General features: G+C 47.9%; 21 protein-coding genes and 2 pseudogenes. 13 read left to right on the top strand and 10 right to left on the bottom strand.

The window, feature by feature from the left end:
- Window positions 1-481 precede the first annotated feature (481 nt).
- Window positions 482-1708, top strand: coding sequence for a type III secretion system effector (locus tag ACE15A_RS11045; protein ID WP_023249445.1), 1227 nt, complete (start codon window positions 482-484; stop codon window positions 1706-1708).
- Window positions 1709-1827: 119 nt separating this feature from the next.
- Here the strand turns inward: ACE15A_RS11045 and ACE15A_RS11040 are convergent, their stop codons facing one another.
- The gene (locus tag ACE15A_RS11040; protein WP_053509783.1) at window positions 1828-2172 is read right to left on the bottom strand and encodes a DUF1294 domain-containing protein; all 345 of its coding nucleotides are present in this window, start codon (window positions 2170-2172) and stop codon (window positions 1828-1830) included.
- A 901-nt stretch (window positions 2173-3073) separates the two neighbouring features.
- Between ACE15A_RS11040 and ACE15A_RS11035 the strand changes: the two genes are divergently transcribed.
- The 6 genes and pseudogenes from ACE15A_RS11035 to ACE15A_RS11010 all read left to right on the top strand — a co-directional run bounded on the left by ACE15A_RS11035 (window position 3074) and on the right by ACE15A_RS11010 (window position 8764).
- Window positions 3074-3835: a transporter substrate-binding domain-containing protein gene (locus ACE15A_RS11035; protein ID WP_053509763.1), complete on the top strand. Its 762-nt coding sequence runs from the start codon at window positions 3074-3076 to the stop codon at window positions 3833-3835.
- A 6-nt stretch (window positions 3836-3841) separates the two neighbouring features.
- Window positions 3842-4490, top strand: a pseudogene (locus ACE15A_RS11030) (amino acid ABC transporter permease).
- Window positions 4491-4516: 26 nt separating this feature from the next.
- Window positions 4517-5248: an amino acid ABC transporter ATP-binding protein gene (locus tag ACE15A_RS11025; RefSeq protein WP_023249449.1), complete on the top strand. Its 732-nt coding sequence runs from the start codon at window positions 4517-4519 to the stop codon at window positions 5246-5248.
- Window positions 5245-5925, top strand: coding sequence for an amino acid ABC transporter permease (locus ACE15A_RS11020; protein WP_023249450.1), 681 nt, complete (start codon window positions 5245-5247; stop codon window positions 5923-5925). Before ACE15A_RS11025 ends, ACE15A_RS11020 begins: the two co-directional genes overlap by 4 nt.
- Before the next feature lie 138 nt (window positions 5926-6063).
- Entirely contained in the window at window positions 6064-7605 is a 1542-nt protein-coding gene (locus tag ACE15A_RS11015; protein ID WP_053509765.1) for a glycosyltransferase family 39 protein, read from the top strand.
- Window positions 7606-8101: 496 nt separating this feature from the next.
- Window positions 8102-8764 carry a class I SAM-dependent methyltransferase gene (locus ACE15A_RS11010; protein ID WP_053509767.1) on the top strand — a complete coding sequence of 221 codons (663 nt, stop codon included), beginning with the start codon at window positions 8102-8104 and terminating at the stop codon, window positions 8762-8764.
- Window positions 8765-9050: 286 nt separating this feature from the next.
- On the opposite strand, the gene cybB is transcribed toward ACE15A_RS11010, so the two are convergent.
- From cybB to hrpA, 3 genes are all read right to left on the bottom strand, one after another.
- A complete protein-coding gene (gene cybB / locus ACE15A_RS11005) occupies window positions 9051-9581 on the bottom strand; it encodes a cytochrome b561 (RefSeq protein ID WP_023249454.1) in 531 nt (176 codons plus the stop codon).
- Between the two features lie 118 nt (window positions 9582-9699).
- A complete protein-coding gene (locus ACE15A_RS11000; protein WP_023249455.1) occupies window positions 9700-10500 on the bottom strand; it encodes a YdcF family protein in 801 nt (266 codons plus the stop codon).
- Between the two features lie 75 nt (window positions 10501-10575).
- Window positions 10576-14478, bottom strand: coding sequence for an ATP-dependent RNA helicase HrpA (hrpA, locus tag ACE15A_RS10995; protein ID WP_064055929.1), 3903 nt, complete (start codon window positions 14476-14478; stop codon window positions 10576-10578).
- A 200-nt stretch (window positions 14479-14678) separates the two neighbouring features.
- Between hrpA and azoR the strand changes: the two genes are divergently transcribed.
- The gene (gene azoR / locus ACE15A_RS10990) at window positions 14679-15284 is read left to right on the top strand and encodes an FMN-dependent NADH-azoreductase (RefSeq protein WP_023184234.1); all 606 of its coding nucleotides are present in this window, start codon (window positions 14679-14681) and stop codon (window positions 15282-15284) included.
- Here the strand turns inward: azoR and ACE15A_RS10985 are convergent.
- The 4 genes from ACE15A_RS10985 to ACE15A_RS10970 all read right to left on the bottom strand — a co-directional run bounded on the left by ACE15A_RS10985 (window position 15281) and on the right by ACE15A_RS10970 (window position 19152).
- On the bottom strand, window positions 15281-15730 hold the full coding sequence (locus ACE15A_RS10985) for a GFA family protein (protein WP_053509769.1): 450 nt from the start codon (window positions 15728-15730) through the stop codon (window positions 15281-15283). The two genes, azoR and ACE15A_RS10985, sit on opposite strands and share 4 nt — an antisense overlap.
- Before the next feature lie 263 nt (window positions 15731-15993).
- Window positions 15994-16317: a YdbL family protein gene (locus ACE15A_RS10980; RefSeq protein ID WP_053509771.1), complete on the bottom strand. Its 324-nt coding sequence runs from the start codon at window positions 16315-16317 to the stop codon at window positions 15994-15996.
- A gap of 7 nt (window positions 16318-16324) precedes the next feature.
- Window positions 16325-16516, bottom strand: a complete 192-nt coding sequence (locus ACE15A_RS10975; protein WP_000784063.1) for a YnbE family lipoprotein — start codon at window positions 16514-16516, stop codon at window positions 16325-16327.
- The gene (locus ACE15A_RS10970) at window positions 16516-19152 is read right to left on the bottom strand and encodes a YdbH family protein (RefSeq protein ID WP_053509773.1); all 2637 of its coding nucleotides are present in this window, start codon (window positions 19150-19152) and stop codon (window positions 16516-16518) included. Before ACE15A_RS10970 ends, ACE15A_RS10975 begins: the two co-directional genes overlap by 1 nt.
- Before the next feature lie 266 nt (window positions 19153-19418).
- Here ACE15A_RS10970 and ldhA point away from each other — a divergent pair, with 266 nt between their 5' ends.
- Together ldhA and hslJ are read left to right on the top strand one after the other, a co-directional pair.
- Complete coding sequence (gene ldhA / locus ACE15A_RS10965) at window positions 19419-20408, top strand: D-lactate dehydrogenase (protein WP_023176388.1); 990 nt, start codon at window positions 19419-19421, stop codon at window positions 20406-20408.
- Window positions 20409-20518: 110 nt separating this feature from the next.
- Window positions 20519-20929: a heat shock protein HslJ gene (hslJ, locus tag ACE15A_RS10960; RefSeq protein WP_023249460.1), complete on the top strand. Its 411-nt coding sequence runs from the start codon at window positions 20519-20521 to the stop codon at window positions 20927-20929.
- 43 nt (window positions 20930-20972) lie between these two features.
- Here hslJ and ACE15A_RS10955 read toward each other — a convergent pair whose 3' ends face one another.
- A complete protein-coding gene (locus tag ACE15A_RS10955) occupies window positions 20973-21239 on the bottom strand; it encodes a DUF333 domain-containing protein (protein ID WP_001200680.1) in 267 nt (88 codons plus the stop codon).
- On the opposite strand from ACE15A_RS10955, the pseudogene ACE15A_RS10950 reads away from it, so the two are divergent.
- The 3 genes and pseudogenes from ACE15A_RS10950 (at window position 21155) to uspF (ending at window position 25956) form a co-directional block, all read left to right on the top strand.
- Window positions 21155-21455, top strand: a pseudogene (locus tag ACE15A_RS10950) (reverse transcriptase). The gene ACE15A_RS10955 and the pseudogene ACE15A_RS10950 sit on opposite strands and share 85 nt — an antisense overlap.
- Window positions 21456-21515: 60 nt before the next feature.
- A complete protein-coding gene (gene nifJ, locus ACE15A_RS10945; protein WP_053509775.1) occupies window positions 21516-25040 on the top strand; it encodes a pyruvate:ferredoxin (flavodoxin) oxidoreductase in 3525 nt (1174 codons plus the stop codon).
- Window positions 25041-25521: 481 nt separating this feature from the next.
- A complete protein-coding gene (uspF, locus tag ACE15A_RS10940; protein ID WP_001082292.1) occupies window positions 25522-25956 on the top strand; it encodes a universal stress protein UspF in 435 nt (144 codons plus the stop codon).
- Window positions 25957-26008: 52 nt separating this feature from the next.
- Here the strand turns inward: uspF and ACE15A_RS10935 are convergent, their stop codons facing one another.
- On the bottom strand, window positions 26009-26347 hold the full coding sequence (locus tag ACE15A_RS10935) for an SMR family transporter (RefSeq protein ID WP_023249463.1): 339 nt from the start codon (window positions 26345-26347) through the stop codon (window positions 26009-26011).
- Window positions 26348-26623: the final 276 nt, after the last annotated feature.

The raw sequence follows: 26623 nt of genomic DNA, 5'->3' as shown, positions 1-26623 counted from the left end.
AAATAGAGTTTAAAAATCACCTAAAAACAACAAGTTAGCAATAACAGGCGAATGCTAAGCCTATAAACGGCTCGCCATTCCTGAGTATCAAGCCAGCTCGTGCTCACGCCAGAGCACTAAAATCAAAAATGCATACTTTTTTAAGTATTTTCCTTAACCAGGCTCACACTCAATAATGATAGCAATCAGATAATATGCACCTGACATTAACATCAGGTTGTTGATGATATATTTACTTTCATAAAAAATAATACGCACTGAATATATTTTTCTTTATTAACTGTAACCATCTGCCAGACCAACTCAATTAGTAAGAAAGCAATAAGCGTCGAGCTAAGATCTTGTAAAATTTATGGCTACATAGAGCTCTCAGCAATTCAATATACAGTATTCACCTGATTACTTTTTTTACTCATATTTGCTAACTAATGTTTTTGCTAAAGTATTTTATCTAATCTTAGTATAGAATAAGGAGGACACAATGCCATTCAGTGTTGGACAGGGTTATTTCAAATCTTCTATCAGCGCTGAAAAATTTGGCGCTATAAAAGAGAGTTCACGCCTTCCGGAAATGAATTTGTGGGAAAAAATAAAAGCATATTTCTTCTCCACATACCATGCAGAGGCACTCGAATGTATCTTTCAACTTTACCACTATCAGGAGCTTAATTTAACAGCGGTACAGGTTCGCGGAGCATACATCAAGCTCCGTGAATTAGCCTCTCAGGGATGTAAGGAACAGTTTATTATAGAATCACAGGAGCATGCCGATGAATTGATTATTAAGGATGATAACGGTATGATTCTTTTATCTATTGAGGTTGAATGTCATCCGGAAGCCTTTGGTCTTGCCAAAGAAATCAATAAATTATACCCGAAGGAAAAAAATATTTCTTTGGGCGATATTACCAGATTTGTGATTTTTGGGGACAGTTTATCTGACTCGATGGGGCGTATGTTTAAAAAAACACATCATATCTTACCTTCCTATGGTCAATACTATGGAGGAAGGTTCACTAATGGATTTACCTGGCCTGAGTTTTTATCATCCCCTCTATTTTTAAGTAAGGAGATGATTAATTTTGCCGAAGGAGGAAGTACATCGGCAAGCTATTCATGCTTTAATTGCATAGGCGACTTTGTATCAAATACGGACAGGCAAGTTGCATCTTACTCCCCTTCCCACCAGGACCTGGTCATATTTCTATTGGGCCCCAACGACTATATGACACTACACAAAGATAATGTAGCAGAGATTGTTGAGCAACAAATTGATGATATTGAAAAAGTAATTTCCGGCGGAGTTAATAATGTTCTGGTTATGGGAATTCCAAATTTGTCTGCGACACCTTATGGCAAACATTCTGATGACAAAAGAAAACTTAAGGATGATAGTATCGCTCACAATGCCCTGCTAAAAAATTATGTTGAAGAATTAAAAGAAAAATATCCACAGCATAAGATATGTTATTTTGAGACCACCGATGCATTTAAGCAGATAACCGATGTGGCTAATGGTATTGGTTATGATACGGAAAATCCTTTTACTCACCATGGCTATGTGCATATTCCTGGAACTAAAGATCCCCGACTAGATATATGTCCGCAATACGTTTTTAATGACTATGTCCATCCAACCCAGGAGGTTCATCATTGTTTTGCCATAATGCTAGAAAGTTTTATAGTTAATCATTATTCTAACGAATAAAATAAATATTTCATCTGCTACTGTATGCCATGCGTGAAACGTTGTTCAATGTCATAACACCAGTAGCACGAGAATAGGATGTTATCTTTGCTGGCGATTGGTCACATAATAGCCTGTGTTCAGTAAGACAAAAATGGATAGAGTTGATAAATCGCCGCTATAACTGAAATACTCACTATCACACTGACGATGAAATATGTTTTGAATGGCTGCTTTTGCGTTTTATGACGGAAAAGTTGTTGGCCAACAATAGCACCAAGCCACCCACCGATAACTCCAAAAACCAGCAAAGTGGATTCCGGCACTCTGCGCCAGGCCTTACGTGCCGCCATTTTGTCCATACCGTAGATCATCAGCGTCATCACGTTGGCGAGCAGAAACCACATCACGATGGGATGCGATGTAAAAATGCTTCCGACCACGGCGGAGATCAGGAGTAAATAACAAAAGCGGTTGAGATACATATCATTGGTCATGGCAATTATTAGGGGTATCGAAACCCATTATACGCAATACATATGCTATGTAGAATTTTCTTTTCACTCAGACCATGAGTCATTGAGGGTTCATTTTAATTACCATGATAATAATAAGACGATTAATGGATTGTGAAGGCGATTAAAATGGTTGAAACCAGCAAAAATGTTACTGTCTTAACCGTTGGCAAGATAACTTAATGAAAAAGCATCTATATTGCCATTTATATCCTGGAGGGAGTTTCAACTCTGGATTTATTAATCGCATGTATGTTTACATAAGATATACAATGTTAATTTAAGAATTTTATACCCACAACAGTATATATTCAGAAGTTTCTGAATGAAAATTATTATCGATTAAAACAAATTAACGTTTTGATAATCATAACAACATAGACTGGTATCTTACTTTGGTTTCGCTTGCTGATATGATAAATAACTTATACTCTTACAGATATAGATAGCGGGCAAATCAATCCAGCTCAAAAAATGTATTTGACAGGCAAAGATAAGTCTTTATATTGGCCGAGGATAGAGTGATAAGATGATAATTAGAGACATTAAAGATACCGTCACTAAAGTACTTATCGGCTTATCATGTAAATATGTATACGTAAATGGAGCATAAACTATGTCCAGTGTGCTAATGTCGATGGTATCTTTATCACAGATTTTCTGTGTTCATATCCAATTGATATATCATAGTATATTTACCTCTTCCTCTTTGATTATTACCATCATTCCTCCTGATTAAATTAGTTATCATCAGTTTAGTCATAAGCAATGAAATACATAACGTTGTGTACTTTACGCCTACAAATGTCAGGCTCGCTCCCTAATACTTAATTTATAATACGTATTACCTTACTACAGGAGAATAGATAGCATGTTATACAAAAAATTCATCTTATCAATGATAGTGTTGGGAATAATGTCATCTTCAGCTTTTGCTGATAGCGTCGTTGAAGGGAAAACACTCAACGTCGCAGTATCACCGGCTTCTCCCCCCATGTTATTTAAAAACGCTGATGGCAAATTACAGGGGATAGATCTGGAGCTTTTTTCGTCTTACTGTCAGTCACGGCATTGTAAGCTAAACATCACCGAATATGCCTGGGATGGAATGCTTGGCGCAGTAGCAAGTGGTCAGGCAGATGTAGCATTTTCGGGAATTTCAATCACTGATAAACGAAAGAAAGTTATTGATTTTTCTGATCCTTATTACATCAACTCTTTTTATCTGGTCAGTATGGCCAATCATAAAATAACCCTCAATAACTTGCATGAATTAAATAAGTATTCTATTGGATACCCTCGCGGAATGGCTTACTCCGACATTATCAAAAACGATCTGGAGCCCAAAGGATACTACTCGTTAAGTAAAGTAAAATTGTATCCAACATATAATGAGACGGTGGCTGATTTAAAAAATGGTAATCTTGATCTGGCATTCATAGAGGAGCCGGTTTATTTTACCCTCAAAAACAAGCAAAAGATGCCGATAGAAAGTCGTTATGTTTTCAAGAATGTTGATCAACTTGGCATTGCCTTTAAGAAAGGTTCTCCAGTACGCGATGATTTTAACTTATGGCTTAAAGAACAGGGGCCACAAAAAATATCTGGCATTGTCGACAAATGGATGAAATAGTAAGCTATGTCATCAAGTAACATATTGACTACCTTTTATTTCTTACTGGAAGGAATTGGTAATACGCTGCTTGGTAACATTCACATGTTTTTTCTCAGCGTTTTTTACCGGGCTTACAGTCGCCGTATTACGGCGACTATCCCCCCTCCCATTACAGAAGATACTCGACATACTGGTGTTTACTGTTCGGGGAATTCCTATACTTATTGCTGTTTTTCTTGTTTATTTTGGATTGCCATCGATTGGTATATATGTTTCGCCCCTGTTGGCTATGAATCTCAGCGTCGGCTTAATCAGCGGGAGTTACCTTGCAGAGGTGTTTAGAGGGGCCCTTAAATTAGTTGAGCCATTTGAAATTACGGCAGCGAAAGTAGCCGGATTGAGTCGGTTACAGATTATAATAAACATTGAACTACCACAGATGCTGCGCTTTTCCGTACCTGGCATTATCAATGAATTTTCTTCTGTATTAAAAGCGACGCCCTTTGCTTATACCGTGGGTATTTCTGAGATAACGAAGCAGGCAATGTCTTTGACAGCCATCACTCTGAACGGGTTACAGATATATACTCTTGCTGCGCTCTTATATTTCATTATTTATAAAATTTTTGTTCTTCTGGCTGGATTCTTTGCGAAAAAGTATCGCATTAGTTGAAGCAAAAAAAAATAGAGGTGATATACATGGCTTTAATAGAACTAAAAAAAATAAGCAAAGAGTACTCAGGAAAAAAGGTTCTTGATACGGTTAGCCTGAAAATTGAACCTGGAGAAATGAAAGTTATTATGGGGCCATCCGGATGTGGAAAAACCACGCTTTTACGCTGTCTGGTTCGACTGGAAAACCCTGATTATGGTAATATTTACTTTCACGGAAGGAATGTTTATGACAAAGAATTTAATATTCTTGAGTTCAGAAAAAAAGTCGGTTGTGTCTTCCAGAACTACGCTTTATATCGTCATCTTAATGTCATAGATAATATTACCCTTGCCCTATGCAAAGTGTTTGATATGCCCGGACAGCTAGCCCGGGAGAAAGCCTTACATGAGCTACAAAAACTTGACATGGCCTCACATAGCGCGAAATATCCTTCGCAGTTATCAGGCGGACAACAACAGCGTGTGGCCCTGGTCCGCACAATGGTCACCGACCCCGAACTCATTATTTTCGATGAGCCGACGTCTGCACTTGATCCGCTCATGACTCGTGAGGTCGGGATGTTGATCAAACAACTTCATGACAATGGCGTCACGATATTATGCGTCACCCATGATATTCGTCTCGCCAGGTTATTAAGCAATGACGTAACGTTTCTTAATCATGGTAAAATTCGGGCTGAAGGCGCTTTTTCCGATCTTGCCTCACGAGAAACAGATCCGGATATTCACTGTTTTTTTAGCGAGGCACAACTATGATCGCTGGCTGGTCTCTCTTCTTTAATGACCTGGCTGAACAGCTTCCACTTGTTGTGGACGGTATTAAAGAAACCTGTAAACTTGCTCTGATCGTTTCCATCACTGGATTTTTGTGGGGAATTATCATTTTTTTTCTGAGCCTTAGCCATCGACCAGCGGTAAAAGCCATAACTCTGATGTACATGGATTTCTTTATCGGTACGCCACTCATTCTTATTTTGTTTGTTATCTATTATGGTTTACCTCAATTTGGCATTCACCTGTCCTCTTTTACCGTAGCAGTAACAGGGTTTACCCTAAATGTCGGCGCATATAATGCCGCGTATATGACAACTGCCTATAACGCATTGAATAAATATGAAACTGAGGCGGCAATCGTTCAGGGTTTTAACAAACGGCAGGTCTTTTTGTGGATTATACTGCCTCAGGTACTGCTGTCTTCCATTCCAGCCTTAACTAATCAGGTGATTAATAATCTTAAAGACAGCACCATCGTTTTTCTTATCCAATATACAGAATTTTTCGCGCGAATTCAGGAAGTTGCTGCAACTAACTTTAAATTCTTCCATGCTTACCTTTTTGCTGCCGTAGTGTATCTTACAGGCGTTACCTTTATTGTCAGTTTAACCCGATTTTTGGAACGTAGATTGCTTCGCCATTACGCTCAGGATTACTGAGTTGAACAGTGTTATTCTGATTAATTCATCTCTGACTATTAGCAAAGTTATTTTTATTTATTGTTGGTTAAGGTTTTACCCTACATTATTGCGTTAGGTATCTATCCTGGTCTGAGTCTTACTCCATTGAGGATATTCATGGCGCTACCACAACTATCAATATGGGAGCCCGGTAATGGGTTAAGAAAAATAAAGTATAAATATCATGTTCGTCTCATTGTCATGTTCTCCGTCATTATACGGTTGTTGTTTTTAACTGACCGCTACCTTTGGTGTGACGAAGCGTCCAGCGTGCTTATTAGTCGCCATAATGTAGATAGCCTGCTCTTCCATGCCGCTTTTGACGTGCATCCTCCGCTTTATTATCTGTTACTACATGACTGGATGATATTATTGGGTGACAGCATTACAGCGGTACGCTCTCTCAGTCTACTTTTTGGGATTCTGACAGTTGCGTTGGTTATCGCACTTACACGCTGGCTGGCGAATGAACGTACAGCGTTATTGGCGGGATGGTTCGTGGCCTTGATGCCGATGGCAGTACATTACAGTCAGGAAACGCGCATGTACGCGTTATTAGGAATGCTAACGCTCGCTGCCGCGTTAGCATTGATGATGTGGGTAAAAACACCCGTAAATAATCGCTATCTTGTAGCGTATGCTTTGCTCATGACATTCAGCTTTTATACCCATTATTTCACCATATTTGTACTTATTGCCCACTGGATCGCAGTAACAATATTATCCTGCCAGAGCCATAAAACGACCTGCTACCTTAAACTTCCTGGCTGGTGGTTTGCTAACCTGGCGATTGCTGTAGTTTATCTCCCCTGGTTGCCCGTATTGTTTAATTTATTGACTCATATGGCGCAGTTGAGAGCCGGTAATGATATCGGTTGGATTGCACCCATAACATGGCGTGATCTGCCTGCTATGTACTGGCATTTTTTTACCGGAAACAACGGACAGGATTTTCCGGCGATCATTCTGTGGCTGGCGGCGGGAAGTTTTATCGGTACTGTGGGGCGAATATCTTTATGCAACGGAGAAAATGAAAGATATCGGCTGATATTATTTTGTAATTTGGTCATCCCTGTGACGCTGGTATTTCTCATTTCCTGGTGGATGCCATTATTTATCGATCGTTATTTCTTCTTCTCATCGCTAAGCATTCCTCCCCTGCTCGCGGCATTGCTCACCCGCGTAAAAAAAGCGTTTTGTGGATTCTGTTTTCTCGTATTTACTTTATTATTCGGTTATGGTTTATATCATAATAATCCTACGCGTAAAGATGAGTTTAAGCCACTGGTAAACTATATCAACACCCGCTACCAACCTAATGATGCCGTGATAGTCAGTAAAATGTTCGATTATTTAAGCTATGTGTATTATAACAGACGAGATTATCGTACGTTTCTTTATACACCGCCTAACGCAGATGGAACATCAGGCAGACCAAACGCCTATGGATTTGGCTCTCTGTTCTATGCGCAAGCCGATCAAACATATATTGATAATCTAACAACGCTTTCAAAACGTCACCATCGTGTCTGGTTGATAAGCGGCGGCAACTTCTGCCGGGATTACCCCTTGCCGCCAGAATGGAAAAATATCGCAAGCTTCAGAAGTGGTAGATTTCAGGTACAATTATTTGTAATACCGGGTCAACAAGCGCGTTAAATTCGATGATTATTGTTTTCTATCCAGTGCGGTGATATACAGTACAGTCACTGCCAGGCCGCCAAACAGTAAACTCCAGGCAAACGCGTCAAAAACCTCAATCATATCTCCTCCGGGTAGGAAATATTTAACTGCCTTATTAACTCAGGATAGGTATGTCTATCTTATCATAACGTTTAAAATATCAACACATGTGCAATAATCGTTTTATATGTGCGAATAAATACTTTCCTCCTGTATTTAATTGGATTGTCGCTGTCGCAAGGATTAATATGTGAATGATAGCGATTATTAATTATCGGTTTATAATAATATGACTCATCGATATCCCTCATCAGCAATCATTATCCTCGACCTTCTTTAAAATCAGATAACAGCTTAATTCACGATCTCGATTTCATGCTGAGTATTAAATTACTCACCCATCTGATTAATGCTTGCCTAACGATTACTTCGTTGCTTTAATCCCACCGCGAAATTATTTAGTGAGAGAACAATGAAGCATACACAACAATCAGGCGCAAAAGTCTATAACCCCTTCACGCTTAGCTTATATGACTGGTGGGTACTAAATATCTCAAACAAATATGCCTGGAAGTGTCCTACTGATACGCGACTACTTCCTTTCTTCCTGCATCACATGGGCGAGACTCACCTGGATATTGGCGTAGGCACAGGTTATTACCTGAAACATGCGCCTGCGACTCATGCCATTTCGCTGATGGATTTAAATCCGGATAGCCTGAAAATAGCCGCCAGCCGGGTGGGTAATACGAAAATCCGCGCCACGCTACAACATGATGTTTTCGACACGTTCCCGGCGGACTGGCACGGACGCTTCGATTCTGTTTCTATGTACTATCTTCTGCACTGCTTACCCGGTGAGATGACAACAAAAGCGAAAGCAATTAAAAATGCCGGTATGGCGCTTAAACCCGGCGGCACGCTTTTTGGTGCCACGATTCTGGGCAAAGAGGTTCCTCACAATGCTTTTGGCAAGAAATTGATGGCTGTTTATAACAAGAAAGGAATATTCAGTAATACCAATGACTCAGCCGATACGTTACGCAGCGTGTTGGTCGAACATTTCGCTAAGGTGACATTGGAGCAACATGGCGCCGTCGCGCTATTTTCCGCCACCACGCCACGTTCATCGTAAGAGTAGGCACTCCCGCCCGGTCGGACAGCGCGATCTTGTGGGTTTAACCCATTGATTAAACATTGGATCACGGGATAGTAATTGTTTATTTTATTTGTCATACAAATAAGTATAATACCCGCTTCCGATGTAGACCCGTTCTCCTTCGCCTGCGTCACGGGTCTCGGTTAGACGCAGGCGTTTTCTGTACTGAATACGCCATCCCCACTGATACATGCCCTGCTCGCCTAAAGCGGCAATTAATCGAAATACCAGACCCGGCGACAAACGCCATAAAAGGGAAGGTTCAGGAACGCTTACGCGGCATCATCCGTAACAACGTATTGTCTTTCCAGAAATAGTGATGTATCAGAGCAGCAACGGCATGAAGTCCAATAACAAAATAGCCCAGATTCGCCAGCGTGACGTGCCAGGATTTCAGCATATCCACACGTTCGAAGTTAGCTTCGGCGGCATGGGGCATGACAATACCAAATGCGACCCAGGGATTGCCGCGGTTATACATCATCACCAGACCAATAACAGGCAGCGCTATAAATAGCAGGTAAATCACCAGATGCCCCAAATGCGCCATTCCGGTCATCATCGGTGTTGGACGGGGAATAATGGGCGGCGTGGGATATTTCAGCCGAATAAACAAGCGCGCCACCATTAAAAGCAAAATAGTGATACCACATGAAACGTGCGTCATATTAAACCAGGGTCGGTAACTACGCGGCGCAAAACCGCGTAGCTCCATCGCGGCATAAGCCACAATAACCAGAAAAAAGACTAACCAGTGAATGCCAATTTGCAGGCCGGAATACTTATTGCCCATAACGCGTCCTGAATGAAAACCGTAAAGCGACAACATAACCAGCTTTTATAAATAATTCATCAAATTTATGAGGTGGTGGTGTCGCACTTGCCCGTTCCCCCTCACAAACGGGCGATTTTTAGCACAACGCTCGCTGATCTAACGCACTGCGCAGTGTAGTATCTGCCTGCAATACCTGCCACGCGGTTTCAACATCGCGTGGGATATCTACGTGAATAATAAAATCTTTACCGCGCGGTCCATATCCCGTTTCATCGTCGCGCAAACGTGGCAATTCGCCCGCAATCAGAGACAGATAACGCTCTACCGTCCAGACGCCCTCTTCAGCATCGGTAAATCCTGTACCGCCATTAAAATGGCGCAGTACCGGAACAAAACCAGGAAAACTCAGCCAGCGCGGCGCATCGGTGTCGTCGTTTGTCACGCGCCGGAAGGTCGCAATAGTGCGCCGCTGCATGGTGGGGTCTTGCACAACGATAGCCGTGTTAATGTTTTCTTTCGCCTGACGGAGCAATGCGCAGGAGAAACGCGCATTTTCGCCGCAATTAGTCGACTGATCTTCCAGCCAAATTCTCTCAGCCGGAATATGCCAGAACTGGTTCGCAATATCAGCGAGGATAGCGGCTTCGGCGCGTCCGGTTGTACAAATAGTGTGGTAGCGCGGATGCCGGGCGATCGCGGCGTACAAAAACGGCGTTGAATGACCAATGCCGCCGCTAATCAGTAAAGGAACACCCTGCGCTTTGGCGATGCGACAAGCCGCGTCGATAGTGGGGATCACCGCATTGCCCGCCAGGACGACGCAATCTGACGAATAAGGTTGTTCGCCGGAAAAATCATTTTGCGCCAGCCACTGTCCGACGGTATTCACCGCCAGCAATGTTGCCCCGGAGAGTACCGGAAATGGCTTTGTATTCATTATTCCTCCTTTTTGTTCCTGACAGGCTAGCGAACTCGTACCGGATCTCTTTGAAAGACGTCGTCGCCTGGCTTTTTAGGCCGTAATTTGATCCATGGCCTGTAAAATACGCTTATCGGAAATAGGATAAGGCGTACCGAGCTGTTGGGCGAAGTAACTGACGCGCAGCTCTTCAATCATCCAACGGATTTGTTTGACATCATCATCCTCGCGACGCGCTGGAGGCAGTTTGTTTATCCATTGTTGCCACGCCTGCTGGACGCTTTCGACTTTCAGCATTTGCGCCCGATCGCGGTGCGGATCGATCGCCAGTTTCTCCAGTCGCTTTTCAATTGCCTGCAGATAACGCAGCGTATCGCCGAGACGTGTAAAGCCGTTGCCAGTCACAAAACCACGGTATACCAGACCGCTCATCTGCGCCTTGATATCGGAAAGCCCCAACGCCATGCTCATATCCACTCGCCCTTTCAGACGCTTATTGATATTGAATACGGTCGTCAGGATCTGCTCAACCTGCTTCGCGATATCCACCACAGTATCATTCAGCTCGGCACGCACCTTTTCATGTAGTGCGGTGAAACCTGCTTCGCTCCACACCGGCCCGCCGTTGGCATCTATCAGTTTATCTACCCCACAGGCGATACAGTCATCAATCAACTCCAGTACTTTGCCGTACGGGTTAAAGTACAGCCCCAGTTTGGCTTTATTCGGCAATTTCTCATGCAGGTACTTAATCGGTGAGGGAATATTGAGCAACAGCAGACGGCGTAAACCGCCCCACATCGCCTGTTGTTGTTCCAGCGGATTATCGAACAATTTGATAGCGACACTGTCACGCTCATCCACTAACGCTGGCCACGCCTTCACTTTATAATTACCGCGTTTCTGTTCGTAGCTTTCCGGCAGCACGCCGAAACTCCAGATATGCAGCCCGCTCTGCTCGATGCCGTCATCCGCCACCGCTGAGAGCGTCTCCTGCACTTTACCTTTCAGCGCATTTTTAAGTTCGGCGAGCGAACGCCCTTCCTGCAGTTTCTTGTTTTTGTCATTCACGACGCGAAACGTGATTTTCAGATGGTCGGGCACCTGATCCCAATGCCAGTCTTCCCGGTCGACCGTGACGCCAGTCATCCGGCGCAGTTCTCGCTCCAGCGCATCCAGCAGCGGTAGCTCCAGCGGCGTTACGCGACCTAAAAACGCTTCAGCATAGTTTGGCGCCGGAACAAAGTTACGACGTACCGGTTTTGGCAGCGATTTAATCAACGCGATAACTAATTCACGGCGTAATCCTGGGATCTGCCATTCAAAACCGCTCTCGTCAACCTGGTTAAGTAGCGGCAACGGAATATGGACGGTCACGCCGTCAGCATCCGCGCCCGGTTCAAACTGATAGCTCAAACGCAGCTTGAGATTGCCCTGATGCCAGAAGTTCGGGTAATCCAGTTTGCTGATTTTTTCCGCGCCTTCTTTAATCAGCATACTTTTTTCAAAGTTGAGCAGGTCCGGCGTCTCGCGGCTGATTTTTTTCCACCAACTATCAAAGTGGCGGGCGGAAATAACGTCATGGCTAATACGCTGGTCATAAAAATCAAACAGGGTATCGTCATCCACCAGGATATCGCGGCGGCGCGATTTGTGCTCAAGTTCCTCGACTTCCGCACGCAGTTTTAGATTTTCACGGAAGAAGGCATGGCGGGTTTGCCAGTCCCCCTCCACCAGCGCATGGCGGATAAACAACTCGCGACACAACGCTGGGTCAATCTGGCTGTAATTCACTTTGCGCGCGGCGACAATCGGCAGACCGTAGACAGTGACCTTTTCCGTCGCCATCACCGCGCCTTGCGCCCGCTCCCAGTGCGGTTCGCTATATGAGCGCTTAATCAGGTGCTGGGCTACCGGCTCTACCCATTCTGACTCAATGCGGGCAGCGATGCGCCCCCACAAACGGCTGGTCTCCACCAGTTCTGCGACCATCGTCCATTTCGGCGGTTTTTTGAATAAACCGGAGCCGGGGAAAATAGAAAATCGGGCGTTACGCGCGCCGGTGTACTCTTGCTTATCGGCATCTTTCATCCCGATATGCGACAACAGCCCCGTTAACAACGCGACGTGAATTTCCCGATACTCTGCTGGTTGGCTGTTTACCGGAATCCCCAGTTCTTTTACCACCTGACGCAGTTGGGTATAGATATCCTGCCACTCACGCACGCGTAAATAGTTTAGATAGTCGGTGCGACACAGACGGCGGAATTGATTCGACGACAGTGCCTTTTGTTGCTCGCCGAGGTAATTCCACAGATTGACAAACGCCAGGAAATCGGACTCTTTATCATGGAAGCGCCGGTGTTTCTCATCGGAAACCTGCTGCTTATCCGCAGGACGTTCGCGCGGGTCCTGAATAGAGAGCGCGGAAGTGATGATCATCGCTTCGCGCACACAGCCATGTTTTTGCGCTTCCAGAACCATACGCGCCAGTCGCGGGTCGACCGGCAACTGGGATAATTGTCGGCCCAGCGGCGTCAGTTTATACACCGTCTGCTGTTCGTCGGCAGTAATCGCCCCCAACTCTTCCAACAAACGCACGCCATCCTGAATATTGCGCTTATCCGGCGCTTCGACAAACGGGAAGGCGGCAATATCACCCAGCCCCAGGGCGGTCATCTGCAAAATGACTGACGCCAGGTTAGTACGCAGAATCTCCGGGTCGGTAAATTCCGGGCGTGACAGAAAGTCATCTTCCGAATACAAACGAATGCAGATCCCTTCCGATACGCGCCCACACCGCCCTTTACGCTGGTTGGCGGAAGCCTGTGAGATCGGTTCAATCGGCAGGCGCTGCACTTTAGTGCGGTAGCTGTAGCGGCTGATACGCGCAGTGCCAGGATCGATCACGTATTTGATACCCGGCACCGTCAGCGAGGTTTCCGCCACGTTAGTCGCCAGCACGATACGGCGTCCGCTGTGCGACTGGAAAACGCGGTTCTGTTCGCTGTTCGACAAGCGTGCGTACAGCGGTAACACTTCGGTATGCCGTAAGTTCAGCTTGTTCAGGGCGTCGGCGGTATCGCGAATTTCCCGTTCTCCACTCATAAAAATCAGGATATCGCCGGGACTTTCACGCCCCAGTTCATCAACGGCGTCGAAAATCGCCTGTAACTGATCGCGTTCAGTGTCGTCGGCTTCTTCAACGATGGGGCGATAACGGACTTCTACGGGATATGTTCGGCCAGAGACTTCGATAATCGGCGCGTTATTAAAGTGGCGCGAGAAGCGTTCCGGGTCGATGGTCGCAGAGGTAATAATCACTTTCAGATCGGGACGACGCGGCAGAAGCTCTTTCAGATAGCCGAGCAAGAAGTCAATATTCAGACTACGTTCGTGCGCTTCATCAATAATGATGGTGTCATACTGCATCAATAGCCTGTCCTGCTGGATTTCCGCCAGCAGGATACCGTCCGTCATCAGTTTGACCATGGTATTGCTACTCACATGATCGCTGAAACGCACTTTATAGCCGATGCAGCCGCCCGGCTCCGTTTGCAGCTCTTCGGCAATACGGTTAGCGACGGTGCGCGCCGCCAGGCGGCGCGGCTGAGTATGACCAATAAGTCCTTTAATTCCGCGCCCCAGTTCCATACAAATTTTCGGCAACTGAGTGGTTTTACCGGAACCGGTTTCTCCTGCGACGATCACCACCTGATGGTCGCGGACAGCTTCCAGAATGTCCTGTTTCTTCTGGCTGACAGGCAGATTTTGCGGATAAGTAATTGAGGGCCGGGCCGCTTCGCGCAGGACGACTTGCGCCGCAGCCTGTTCAATTTCTTTCGCCATCGCCTGGTAAATGGCCTGTTGCGCATCAGGATTTTTCACTTTCTTCACGCCATGCAGGCGGCGCGCAAAGCGCTGTCGGTCGCGCAGCATCAGTGAATTCAGCCGCTGCTGTAACGCCTGAAGCGTCAACGTAGATTGTTCTGTCATAAGGATCTTGGGCAGCATTCTGCCTGTTTAAAATCGTTTTAAATGATAGGTATAGAGTACCACATTGGGGCTTGTTGTGCGTTGTTCAATAATTTCGAACAAAGGGTTCGATATATTGCGCTATCCCTGCGACATATTTGTGAATAAAGTGTCAACAAGCAACGGGGCGCGCCCCTTCAAACACATAAAAGGAAACACCCATGAGCAAGGTATTAGTTCTTAAATCCAGTATTCTGGCAGGGTACTCTCAGTCAGGTCAGTTGACTGACTATTTTATTGAACAATGGCGCGAAAAACACGTCGCAGATGAAATTACTGTCCGCGATCTGGCGGCCAATCCTGTTCCGGTGCTGGATGGCGAGCTGGTGGGCGCGATGCGTCCGGGCGATGCGCCTTTAACGCCACGTCAACAGGACGCCCTGGCACTGTCCGATGAACTCATTGCTGAACTGAAAGCCCACGACGTCATCGTTATTGCGGCACCGATGTACAATTTCAATATCCCGACGCAGCTTAAAAACTACTTTGATCTGATTGCCCGCGCCGGTATCACCTTCCGCTATACTGAAAAAGGCCCGGAAGGTCTGGTAACCGGCAAACGCGCGGTGGTTCTCTCCAGCCGCGGCGGTATCCATAAAGACACCCCGACGGATTTGATTGCGCCTTACCTGAAAGTGTTCCTTGGTTTTATCGGTATCACCGACGTGAATTTTGTCTTTGCCGAAGGCATCGCCTACGGGCCGGAAGTGGCGGCTAAAGCCCAGTCCGATGCGAAAGCCGCGATTGACAGCGTGGTGGCCGCCTAAACATTTTCACCTCCCGTTTCGACGGGAGGTGACGTCTTCGGTTCGTAGCGCAAATATCCTATCACGCCCTTACTGTCGCCATCGCTGGGATGTGTTACCCCATCATTGACGTCAACACAGGCGAAATCAAAAGGCGACACATTTTCAATACATGCCACATTGACCCCATATTGATCGGGATTGGATCGGCGCTGATGAAAAGTATATATTCCGCATACCGAACAGAAAAAATGCACCGCCTTGCCCGTATTGAATCGATATTCGGTAAGCTTATCCTGCCCCTTTACCACCTTAATGCCCGATAGCGGCGCAGAAACCGTCACCGCCCCGCGCATCCGGCAAAACGAACAGTTACAACGCCTGGCAGTATGAAAGCCATCGCTAAGCTGAACGGTAAACACGACGCTGCCACAGTGGCAGGCAGCAGATAAGTTTTCAGATGTCATACCCGGTTACTCCCGCGAATAGTGATACCCGACAACAGTATAGAAAGAGCGTTTCTGGTTTAGCTAATCTAAGTACGCCCTCCGTATGTCTGTTTTGAAGCTCAACTGAGATTGTCCATAAATTGCTTTTTTCGGGATATGAATGCGAGACACTCCATCAGAGATGACGCCGCACGGCTATCCTAATTCCGGCGCAAACGACTAAGTTCAGAGATTATCAATATAAAAATGCATTATGCGGTGAAAAAGGTGTCAGACAGCGGTTATTTACGCATCCATTTACCATTAATTCCCTGTACATATTCTCCCGGCCTGGCGCGCTCAACCAGTTTTTGCCCGGCCATCTTCGCCACCTCGTCCACGGGAAGATGATTGCTATCCGCTAACTGCTGATAACTGGCGCGACGGGCGAGATTAATCTCAAGCACCAGTTTCTGGGTTTCGGCATCATTCTTTAAGGCCACCAGATAACCATTCAGCGTTTCCCCTACCCGGCCCTGCGTGCGCGCCTCCTCCAGGGTTAAGGCCCACACAGAAGGTGTGAACAAACTCAACATCAGCCCCCATAGCATTAAATACTTTTTCATTATGGCCTCAGAATAGATCGCTGCGTGATTTCAGGAGTTCTTCAACATCTTTATCGACTTTGATATGTATTTCATGCTCGATCTTTACATTCATATTGATGGTAATCGGCTGCTCAGGCGCGGCGACTTCAATACGTGGCGTGCAGCCCACCACTATAAATGACGCAAGCGCTGACAGCATGGCAATGCTCATTTTCATTATTTATCCTCACAGTCCTTGTCTTTCCGGCAAGGCGGTTGCGGCAACGCTGTATTTTGTTCAAGCCATGCCTGTAAATTGTCGCCAAAACGCAAACTGCGCCACAGCGTAATCACATTTTCTTCATGGGTATAGTTCAAGTTAACGATCGCGGTTTTACCATCTACCCAGCTTTTGCCGGTAATGGCCGCCTGCATCGTTAATACGCCCAGGTTATCCACGTTAATTTTCGTCCACGAATGCGTAATCTCCATATAACGTAGCCAGTTAATAGCCGAGCCTGCCGTAACATTATCCTTCACCACCGCATCCGCGGTATCTTTATCGATACGCAACGTCATTGGCCCAGGATTGGTAAGCCAGCCATCTTTGATTATCCATTTTTCATTGTTCAGCCACAGCGGCAGCGCGCCGCTGATCGGACCAGACATGGCGAATTGCTTTGGATTTATGGCGCTAATCAATTCGCTGGATGAGATATTTTGTACCCGTAAAAGCGCCGGATCGTGCTGCGGCATCCGCAACTGTTTCATAATGATTTTACCACCCAGCACATCTACGCTGACATCGCTTAGCAGTAATGGATTCGACTCGCTCCAGGGATAACCGCCCTGTAAATCGGCGGTGATATTTTTCGCCGTAACCTGGTTAACTATCTCGGCAATACGCAGCGAGACGGGGCCACGCGTCCCCAATTGCCAGGCGCCCTTGTGAAAGCGAAATGGCAGAATGAAATCGACGCCGTTGATTTTATTATCCGGCATCCAGGCGCTGCCGCCTTTTAACACCCCGTGTCCACCCGCTTCAAACCCCTGCCCCTGTGCGGCGGAAAAAGCGACCTGCGCATACAGTGAGCCTTCGCGCAGCGTCATTTTCCAGTCCGGTGGGAGCAACGGCTGAAAAACGATAAGCGACTGCTTCGGCCACCAAGCCTGTCCGCGAAGGCGTTCACCATCCCAACGCCCATTCAGCCGTACCGGCCCTATCGCCCCCGCCCGAAGGTCTCCTTTAAACTGGAACAGGGTCGGCTCGCGACCTTCGATGCTAAAATTAACGGTAGAAGGCGGCAGCACGCTCCCGCTGGTAAATACGGTTTTCCCCGCCTCCAGTGACAGCGCGCCCTGTAGCGACGGCGTTGCGGCATCGCGAACCCAGACAATGGGTTTATCCAGCGCCAGTCTTGGCGATGTGACGGTCATCGCGCCATATTGCAACTGATCAAAGCCGGTAGACAGGCTGGTCAGCCTGATGGTGTTATCACGCCATTCCCCCTGTCCGGCGATATCCCAACGGGCGCGCATTGGCGTAAAGCTTCCTTGCCCCCAATAGCGCCACCGCCAGCGACCAGCATCGGGGAGAAAATCATTCGCCTGGCCATCAAGATGAAGAACGAAATCGCCCATTTCATTTTCGTGCGCTCGTAAAATAGCCTGTAACCGGCCATCAACGCCGTGCTGCGTCACCTTGACGCCCGCCAGCGGCCAACGAATTTCATCAATATCTAACGCGTCAATCACCCGTCCGCGCGAGCGCAGCAATGCGCCTGGCGCAAAGGTGAGCTGCGGGTCCGCCAGACTGCCGCGGAGCATGGCTGGCAACACGGCATAAAAGATTAAATCCTTCTGTTTAGCCTCGCCGATAAGCTGTAAAGGCATCGCACTGCTATCCATGCTGAGTTTCCCCGGCCCGATGGTCAGTACAGCGTTCGCTTTACCGGAATCGCCCTGGGTCAGAATATTCAGGCGACCGCTGATCCGCGCATTACCCGGCCCTGCCTGCCAGTTATCGATATTAAAAGCCAGACGCCCGCTCAGGGGGAATCCCTGGTATGGCCAGTTCCAGCGGCCATCGCTGATGGTAAGCTGCTGACGCGTCAACGCCCAGGGGAGATCGAGAATCGGGTCAGGATTGCCTCGCGCCATCACGATGAGCTGTCCGGCGTTATCACGCCACTCCAGTTCCGCATCCACCAGCGACGGTTTCTGCGGCAAACGCAACGTCACCGCCGCATGACCGCTGACCGGCAGGCCATCCGGTACCAGCGGCAACGTAAACTCACCCGCCAGGCTAACGGGAGGTTGGTTCGCCAGTGCGGCGATCTCCAGTTCGCTCACCGTCAACGCCTGACCGCGTAGCTGCCCTTGAAATTTTACTTTTTCGCCCTGATAACGTATCTGCTGAATGACCGGCGTCATGGCGATCGCCAGCTTGCCCTGCCATTCCGGCCAGGGTGCGAGAATGACATTATCAATGTTGATCCAGGTATTGGGCAGCATTGACTGCCACTGCGCCAGCGTACGCGGCGCGGCGGGAGATGCTTCCGAGGCTGGTAGTTTCGCCAGGCACGCGGCATCCAGTTCAAGGCTTTTGATGTTCAGCAACCAACGGCTGGGATGCGTCAGTTCCGCCTGGGTAACATGGGCTAACGGACAATCATTGACCAGATAGCGAAGATCGGGAATCACTACCCCATGACGCGTCAGGCGCGGACTTTCTTCCAGGGCGATACGAGTGCCGACGGGTAGCCAAATTCCCGCCAGGGTGGGAACCCACAGCCCCAGGGTCATCAGCAGCGTTAGCGGCACAAGAATCAGCAGTAACAGTAGCGCAAGGGCGGCTTTATATTTACCCTTCATGGGCCAATAATTTCCTGATTTAACGAAGAATTAAGTCGGCTATCTCTTTATTTTGGCATGATTGCCCGTACATAGCCTAATAGTTCATGTTGAAAACGAGTGATGCGTTATGCGCGTTGCAGGGCCACCCTCCTGCTATTTGAGGTATCCTGGAGAAGGATAGCCTAAAATTATTCATTATATGTATTGCTATCAATTATTTTTGATTTTTTGTAAAATAATTTTAATCGTATTTGTGTGATTCTAACATCACTGGAGAAGGTCATATGAAACTTGCCGTCTATAGTACCAAACAGTATGACAAGAAATACCTACAACAGGTGAACGAAGCATTCGGTTTTGAACTGGAGTTTTTTGATTTTCTGCTGACGGAGAAAACGGCGAAAACCGCCAATGGATGCGAAGCGGTTTGTATCTTTGTTAATGACGACGGGAGCCGCCCGGTACTGGAAGAGCTGAAAAAACACGGCGTGAAATACATCGCGCTGCGTTGCGCCGGATTTAATAATGTCGACCTGGATGCCGCTAAAGAGCTCGGTTTGCAGGTGGTGCGCGTGCCGGCTTATTCTCCGGAAGCCGTCGCCGAACATGCGGTTGGCATGATGATGACATTGAACCGTCGTATTCACCGCGCTTATCAACGCACCCGCGACGCTAACTTTTCCCTTGAGGGACTCACCGGATTTACCATGCACGGTAAAACCGCTGGCGTCATTGGTACCGGTAAAATCGGCGTCGCCGCGCTGCGTATCCTGAAAGGCTTCGGAATGCGTCTACTGGCGTTTGATCCCTACCCCAGCGCCGCCGCGCTTGACCTCGGCGTAGAGTATGTGGATCTGCAAACGTTGTTTGCCGAATCGGACGTTATTTCCCTGCACTGCCCGCTCACGCCGGAAAACTACCATTTGCTGAACCATGCGGCATTCGATCAAATGAAAAATGGCGTTATGGTCATTAATACCAGTCGTGGCGCGCTGATTGATTCCCAGGCGGCTATCGAAGCTCTGAAGAATCAGAAAATCGGCTCGCTGGGGATGGATGTGTATGAAAACGAACGCGACCTGTTCTTTGAAGATAAGTCAAACGATGTTATCCAGGATGATGTTTTCCGCCGTCTGTCGGCCTGCCATAACGTACTGTTTACGGGGCACCAGGCATTCCTGACCGCAGAAGCGCTGATCAGCATCTCTGAAACCACGTTACAAAACTTAAGCCAGCTTGAGAAGGGCGAAGCCTGCCCGAACGCGCTGTTCTAATCCTGTCGCTCCCCTACGCTCAGGGGAGCATTTTCGGATAACCCCTGAAGATCTATCCGGTCATATCATTACTATAGTCAGTGTTAACTATCAGATTACAGAGAGTATCAATGAAGAAAATCGTCACGCTGGTCGCCCTGAGTATCATAATGACGGGGTGTGTGAGCAGTGGAAAAGTGTCCGTCAAACGCGAACAACTGGAGCACCACCGATTTGTTCTGGAAAGCGTAAACGGTAAAACGGTCACCGGCCCGGAGCTCAGCTTTGGCGAGGACATGACGGTATCCGGCAAAATGTGCAATCAATTCACCGGCGAAGGAAAATTGTCGGACGGCGAATTAAAAGTGAAAAATTTAGCGATGACCCGAATGATGTGCGCCGATCCGCAGCTTAATGCGCTGGACGGCACCATCAGCGAGGTCTTCAGCAAAGGCGCGCAGGTCGATTTAACCGCAAACCAATTAACGCTGGCGACGGCAGAAACAACGCTAATGTATAAACTGGCGGATTTAGCGCATTAAGCCATTAAGTGAAAAGTTATACGCGCCAGGCGAAACGCCGCGCTTAATAACTCCCACAGCTTCCAGCGGCAAGCGACTGTTCGCTACAACGTTTGCCGTTGGGAAGCGCGCACATACCAATCACTGAACCATCAAGCTGCCGGGCCGCTGAAAGCGAGCCGCCAATCATCGCGCAATTCGCCTCTCCGGCGCTGGACATCGCCGCTTTCATCCCTGGCGAAACATGTGCCGCAGTTGCCTGCTGAACAGGTTCGCTACTGCAAGCCGATAATAATAACGCGGCACATCCCACCCAAAACGCTGCGCGCATTTCTCTCCCCTCTGTTTATTTATCCCAACGACACCGCCCTAAATAATAGGCAGCAGAAACTGACGCGTCGAGAGGCAAAGCACGCATTTATGCGCTTCATTAACATTTATTGGCAATTTTTTTGCGCCTTTTCGGCAAGAAACCGCCATTCTCCTCCCGCCAGGGACACAAAAGCGAAAATGGGGCTTGAAGGGCTTTGCTAAAATAAAAGGATAACTACAGGATGCGCTCACGATTAGGCGTGTCCCTCTTTTTTGCGCAATGTAAGGGTGTCATATGCAAACAATTGACGGTAATGGCGCGGTAGCGTCGGTGGCGTTCCGTACCAGCGAAGTTATCGCCATTTACCCGATTACGCCCAGTTCGACAATGGCTGAACAAGCAGATGCCTGGGCCGGTAATGGGCTTAAAAATGTCTGGGGCGATACGCCGCGTGTGGTAGAGATGCAGTCGGAAGGCGGCGCGATCGCCGCCGTTCACGGCGCGTTACAAACCGGTTCGCTCTCTACGTCATTTACATCATCGCAGGGACTGCTGCTGATGATTCCAACGCTGTATAAACTGGCCGGGCAGCTCACGCCGTTTGTACTGCACGTTGCCGCGCGCACCGTCGCCACACACGCGCTCTCTATTTTTGGCGACCATTCTGATGTGATGGCGGTTCGCCAGACAGGCTGCGCGATGTTATGCGCCGCCAGTGTTCAGGAAGCGCAGGACTTTGCGCTGATCGCACACAGGGCTACGCTGAAAAGCCGCGTTCCGTTTATTCATTTCTTTGATGGTTTCCGTACATCGCATGAAATCAACAAAATTATACCGCTAACGGATGAAACTATTCTGAACCTGATGCCGCAGGCGGAGATTGACGCCCACCGCGCCCGTGCTCTGAATCCGGAACATCCGGTGATTCGAGGAACATCAGCGAATCCGGACACGTACTTCCAGTCTCGTGAAGCGACCAATCCGTGGTACAACGCCGTTTATGATCACGTAGAACAGGCGATGAAGGCATTTGGCGATGCTACGGGGCGCCAGTACCAGCCATTTGAATATTATGGCCATCCCCTGGCTGAACGCGTCATCATTGTGATGGGGTCCGCCCTCGGCACCTGCGAAGAGGTCGTGGATGCGTTACTTGTCCGCGGAGAAAAGGTCGGCGTCCTGAAAGTCCGTCTGTTCCGCCCCTTCTCGGCCAAACATTTGTTACAGGCATTGCCGGAAACCGTTCGCGCTATCGCCGTGCTGGATCGCACCAAAGAACCTGGCGCGCAGGCCGAGCCACTTTATCTGGACGTGATGACCGCATTGGCGGAGGCATTTAATAACGGCGAGCGCGAAACGTTACCGCGCACCATTGGCGGACGTTATGGGCTATCGTCCAAAGAGTTCGGCCCGGCGTGCGTACTGGCGGTCTTTAATGAACTCAGCCGCGCGAAACCTAAGCCACGGTTTACGGTGGGTATTTATGACGACGTCACTAACCTCTCGCTGCCATTACCGGAAAATACCCTGCCCGGTAGCGCTAAACTGGAAGCGTTATTTTACGGTCTGGGAAGCGACGGCAGCGTATCGGCCACGAAAAATAATATTAAAATTATCGGTAATTCTACGCCGTGGTATGCGCAAGGTTATTTCGTTTATGACTCTAAAAAAGCTGGCGGGCTCACGGTATCGCACCTGCGCGTCAGCGAAAAACCAATTCGTTCCGCTTACTTAATTGCCCAAGCGGATTTTGTCGGCTGCCATCAATTACAATTTATCGATAAATACCAGATGGCGGAGCGTCTGAAGCCAGGCGGTATCTTCCTGCTTAACACGCCGTACGGCGCCGACGAGGTCTGGTCGCGTCTGCCGCAAGAAGTTCAGGCGGTGTTGAATCAGAAAAAGGCGCGTTTTTACGTGGTTAACGCGGCGAAAATCGCCCGCGAATGCGGACTTGGCGCACGCATCAATACCGTCATGCAGATGGCTTTCTTCCACCTGACGCATATTCTTCCTGGCAATAACGCTCTGGTTGAGTTGCAGGGCGCGATTGCCAAAAGCTATAGCAGCAAAGGTCAGGATCTGGTTGAGCGTAACTGGCAGGCGTTGGCTCTGGCACAAGCGTCGCTGGCGGAAGTGCCGTTGCAGGCGGTCAATTCCCACAGCGCACATCGCCCGCCGGTCGTCTCCGACGCCGCGCCGGATTTCGTAAAAACCGTTACCGCCGCCATGTTGGCGGGTCTTGGCGACGCACTGCCTGTTTCCGCCCTGCCGCCGGACGGAACATGGCCGATGGGCACCACCCGCTGGGAAAAACGCAATATCGCCGAAGAGATTCCTGTCTGGAAAGAGGAACTGTGTACACAATGTAATCACTGCGTCGCCGCCTGCCCTCACTCGGCGATTCGTGCGAAAGTCGTTTCCCCTCAGGCGATGGAGAACGCGCCGGCCAGCCTGCATTCGCTGGACGTGAAGTCCCGCGATATGCGCGGCCAGAAATATGTGCTGCAGGTCGCGCCAGAAGACTGTACTGGCTGTAATTTATGCGTAGAGGTCTGCCCGGCTAAAGATCGGCAAAATCCACAGATCAAGGCGATTAACATGATGTCGCGCCTTGAGCATGTGGAAGAAGAAAAAGTGAATTATGACTTCTTCCTCGACTTACCAGAAATCGATCGCAGCAAACTGGAACGGATTGATATCCGCACGTCGCAGCTCATTACGCCGCTGTTTGAATATTCCGGCGCCTGTTCCGGCTGCGGTGAAACGCCGTATATTAAACTGCTGACTCAGTTATATGGCGACAGAATGTTAATCGCTAACGCCACGGGATGTTCCTCTATTTACGGCGGTAACTTACCCTCCACGCCTTATACCACCGATGCCAACGGACGCGGCCCGGCGTGGGCGAACTCGTTATTTGAAGATAACGCGGAATTTGGTCTTGGTTTCCGTCTGAGCGTGGATCAGCATCGGGCGCGCGTTATGCGTTTACTGGCGCAATTCGCCGATCGCATTCCCGCGGAATTAAACGAGGCGCTGCATACGGAAGCGACGCCTGATATTCGGCGTGAACAGGTCGCCGCATTGCGCCAACATCTGAAATCGGTTGCAGGCGCAGATGAACTGTTAAAGGATGCTGATGCGCTGGTGGAAAAATCAATCTGGCTGATTGGCGGCGATGGTTGGGCATACGACATCGGCTTTGGCGGTTTGGATCATGTGTTAAGCCTGACGGAAAACGTCAATATCCTGGTTCTGGATACGCAGTGTTATTCCAATACTGGTGGCCAGGCGTCGAAGGCGACGCCGCTTGGCGCCGTCACTAAGTTTGGCGAACATGGCAAGCGTAAAGCCCGTAAAGATCTTGGCGTCAGCATGATGATGTATGGTCATGTTTATGTCGCACAAATTTCGCTGGGCGCGCAATTAAACCAGACGGTGAAAGCCATCCAGGAGGCTGAAGCCTGGCCAGGCCCGTCGCTGATCATTGCCTACAGCCCCTGTGAGGAGCATGGCTACGATCTGGCGCTGAGCCACGATCAGATGCGCCAGTTAACGGCTACCGGTTTCTGGCCGTTATACCGCTTCGATCCCCGCCGTGCGGATGAAGGCAAGCCGCCGCTGGCACTGGATTCCCGACCACCGTCAGATGCACTGGCGGAAACGTTGCTGAATGAACAGCGTTTCCGTCGCCTGAATGCGCAACAGCCTGAAGTGGCTGAACAATTATGGCAAGATGCCGCGATGGATCTGCAAAAACGCTATGACTTTCTTGCGTTGCTGGCAGGAAAAGCGGAAAAACCCGGCGCAGATTAAAAAACATTCTAAGGATTAACCTGGACACAAAAAAAGCCCGAACATCCGTTCGGGCTTGTCAATTTATACGCTGGAAAGCAAAGGTTAACGCAATGGCCCAACGACAAAATGAATATGTGACAATAAAGGCATATAACAGACGTAGAATATCGTAACCGAATGATATTGTATAATTTTTATTTCATATAATACGCCTGAAAGCATTCGTATGAATTATATTTATTTCACTGCGAATTATTTCATTAATTATTCAATTAAACGGTAACATCTCTTTTTAGGTATGTCCCGGCAAGGCGGAAATAGAGTCTTAGCGTCAACCCGCTGATTATTTACAGGGAATACTCTTTATATTACGCCATCATCCCTTGTTGATAGCCCCCTCAGACCACCGTGGAGCAGCACCTAAAATGTGACGTATGTCATTGTACATAAAGTGCCATTAGGGAGTAGAATTTCAGAGGATACTTAAACAGGAGGTTTTATGAACAGAACGATTCTTGTACCCATCGATATTTCAGATTCAGAATTAACTCAACGCGTAATTGCGCATGTCGAAGCAGAAGCAAAGATTGACGACGCTAAGGTGCACTTTTTGACTGTAATCCCGTCTTTGCCTTATTACGCTTCACTGGGGCTCGCTTATTCCGCGGAGCTCCCCGCAATGGACGATCTGAAAGCCGAAGCCAAATCTCAACTGGAAGCGATTATCAAGAAATTTAACCTTCCCGCTGACCGCGTACAGGCTCACGTTGCTGAAGGCTCTCCTAAAGATAAAATTCTGGAAATGGCGAAAAAATTACCGGCCGATATGGTGATTATCGCCTCGCATCGCCCGGATATTACCACCTATTTGCTGGGCTCCAACGCCGCAGCCGTTGTGCGTCATGCGGAGTGCTCCGTACTGGTTGTACGCTAAAAGTCCGAGCCCGCATAATAGAGTGCGGGCTCAAATCAACCATCATCATCGCCTAGTGACTTACGCTTTTTGAAAACAGATTGATCACAATTACGCCGCAGATGATAAGCAACATACCAACGATTGCCGGCATATCCAGTTTTTGGCCCAGAAATAACCATCCCATCAATCCAATAAGTACAATCCCTACCCCAGACCAGATGGCATAAATGATACCAGCAGGGATGGTTCGCATTGGGATGGTGAGACACCAAAACGCAATACAATATCCGATAATGGTAACGAGGCTCGGTACAAGACGTGTAAAACTATCCGATAATTTTAATGAGATCGTAGCGATAACTTCTACCACGATGGCGATAAAAAGAAAGATTACAGCTTCTTTAGTCATACATTTCTTCTTCGTTTCGGTATTTTTAGGCGATGATGATATTTTAAGTAATCCTGGTGACCATTTTTTCCCTCTTGTTCGCTATTTTGCCCCATATTTGCCACCGGGAAAAGTCTTCAACTTGCTTCATCTATGCTCTGCAAATTAGCGGTCGAAAAACATCAAATAGTGACCAGACACTCCTTTTTTGTTGAGCCCGACCGGGCCGTATCGAAGTAGTCCTGATGGTCATAATTTAAAAGAAAATAATAATAAACAATGGTAGAACACTAAAAC

Origin of the sequence: Salmonella sp. HY31 (assembly GCF_042604575.1) — a bacterium.
In the GTDB taxonomy this organism is placed as follows: domain Bacteria; phylum Pseudomonadota; class Gammaproteobacteria; order Enterobacterales; family Enterobacteriaceae; genus Salmonella; species Salmonella diarizonae.
The sequence above is the reverse complement of the archived record's forward strand: the minus strand, read 5'-3'. Positions and strand labels throughout refer to the sequence as shown.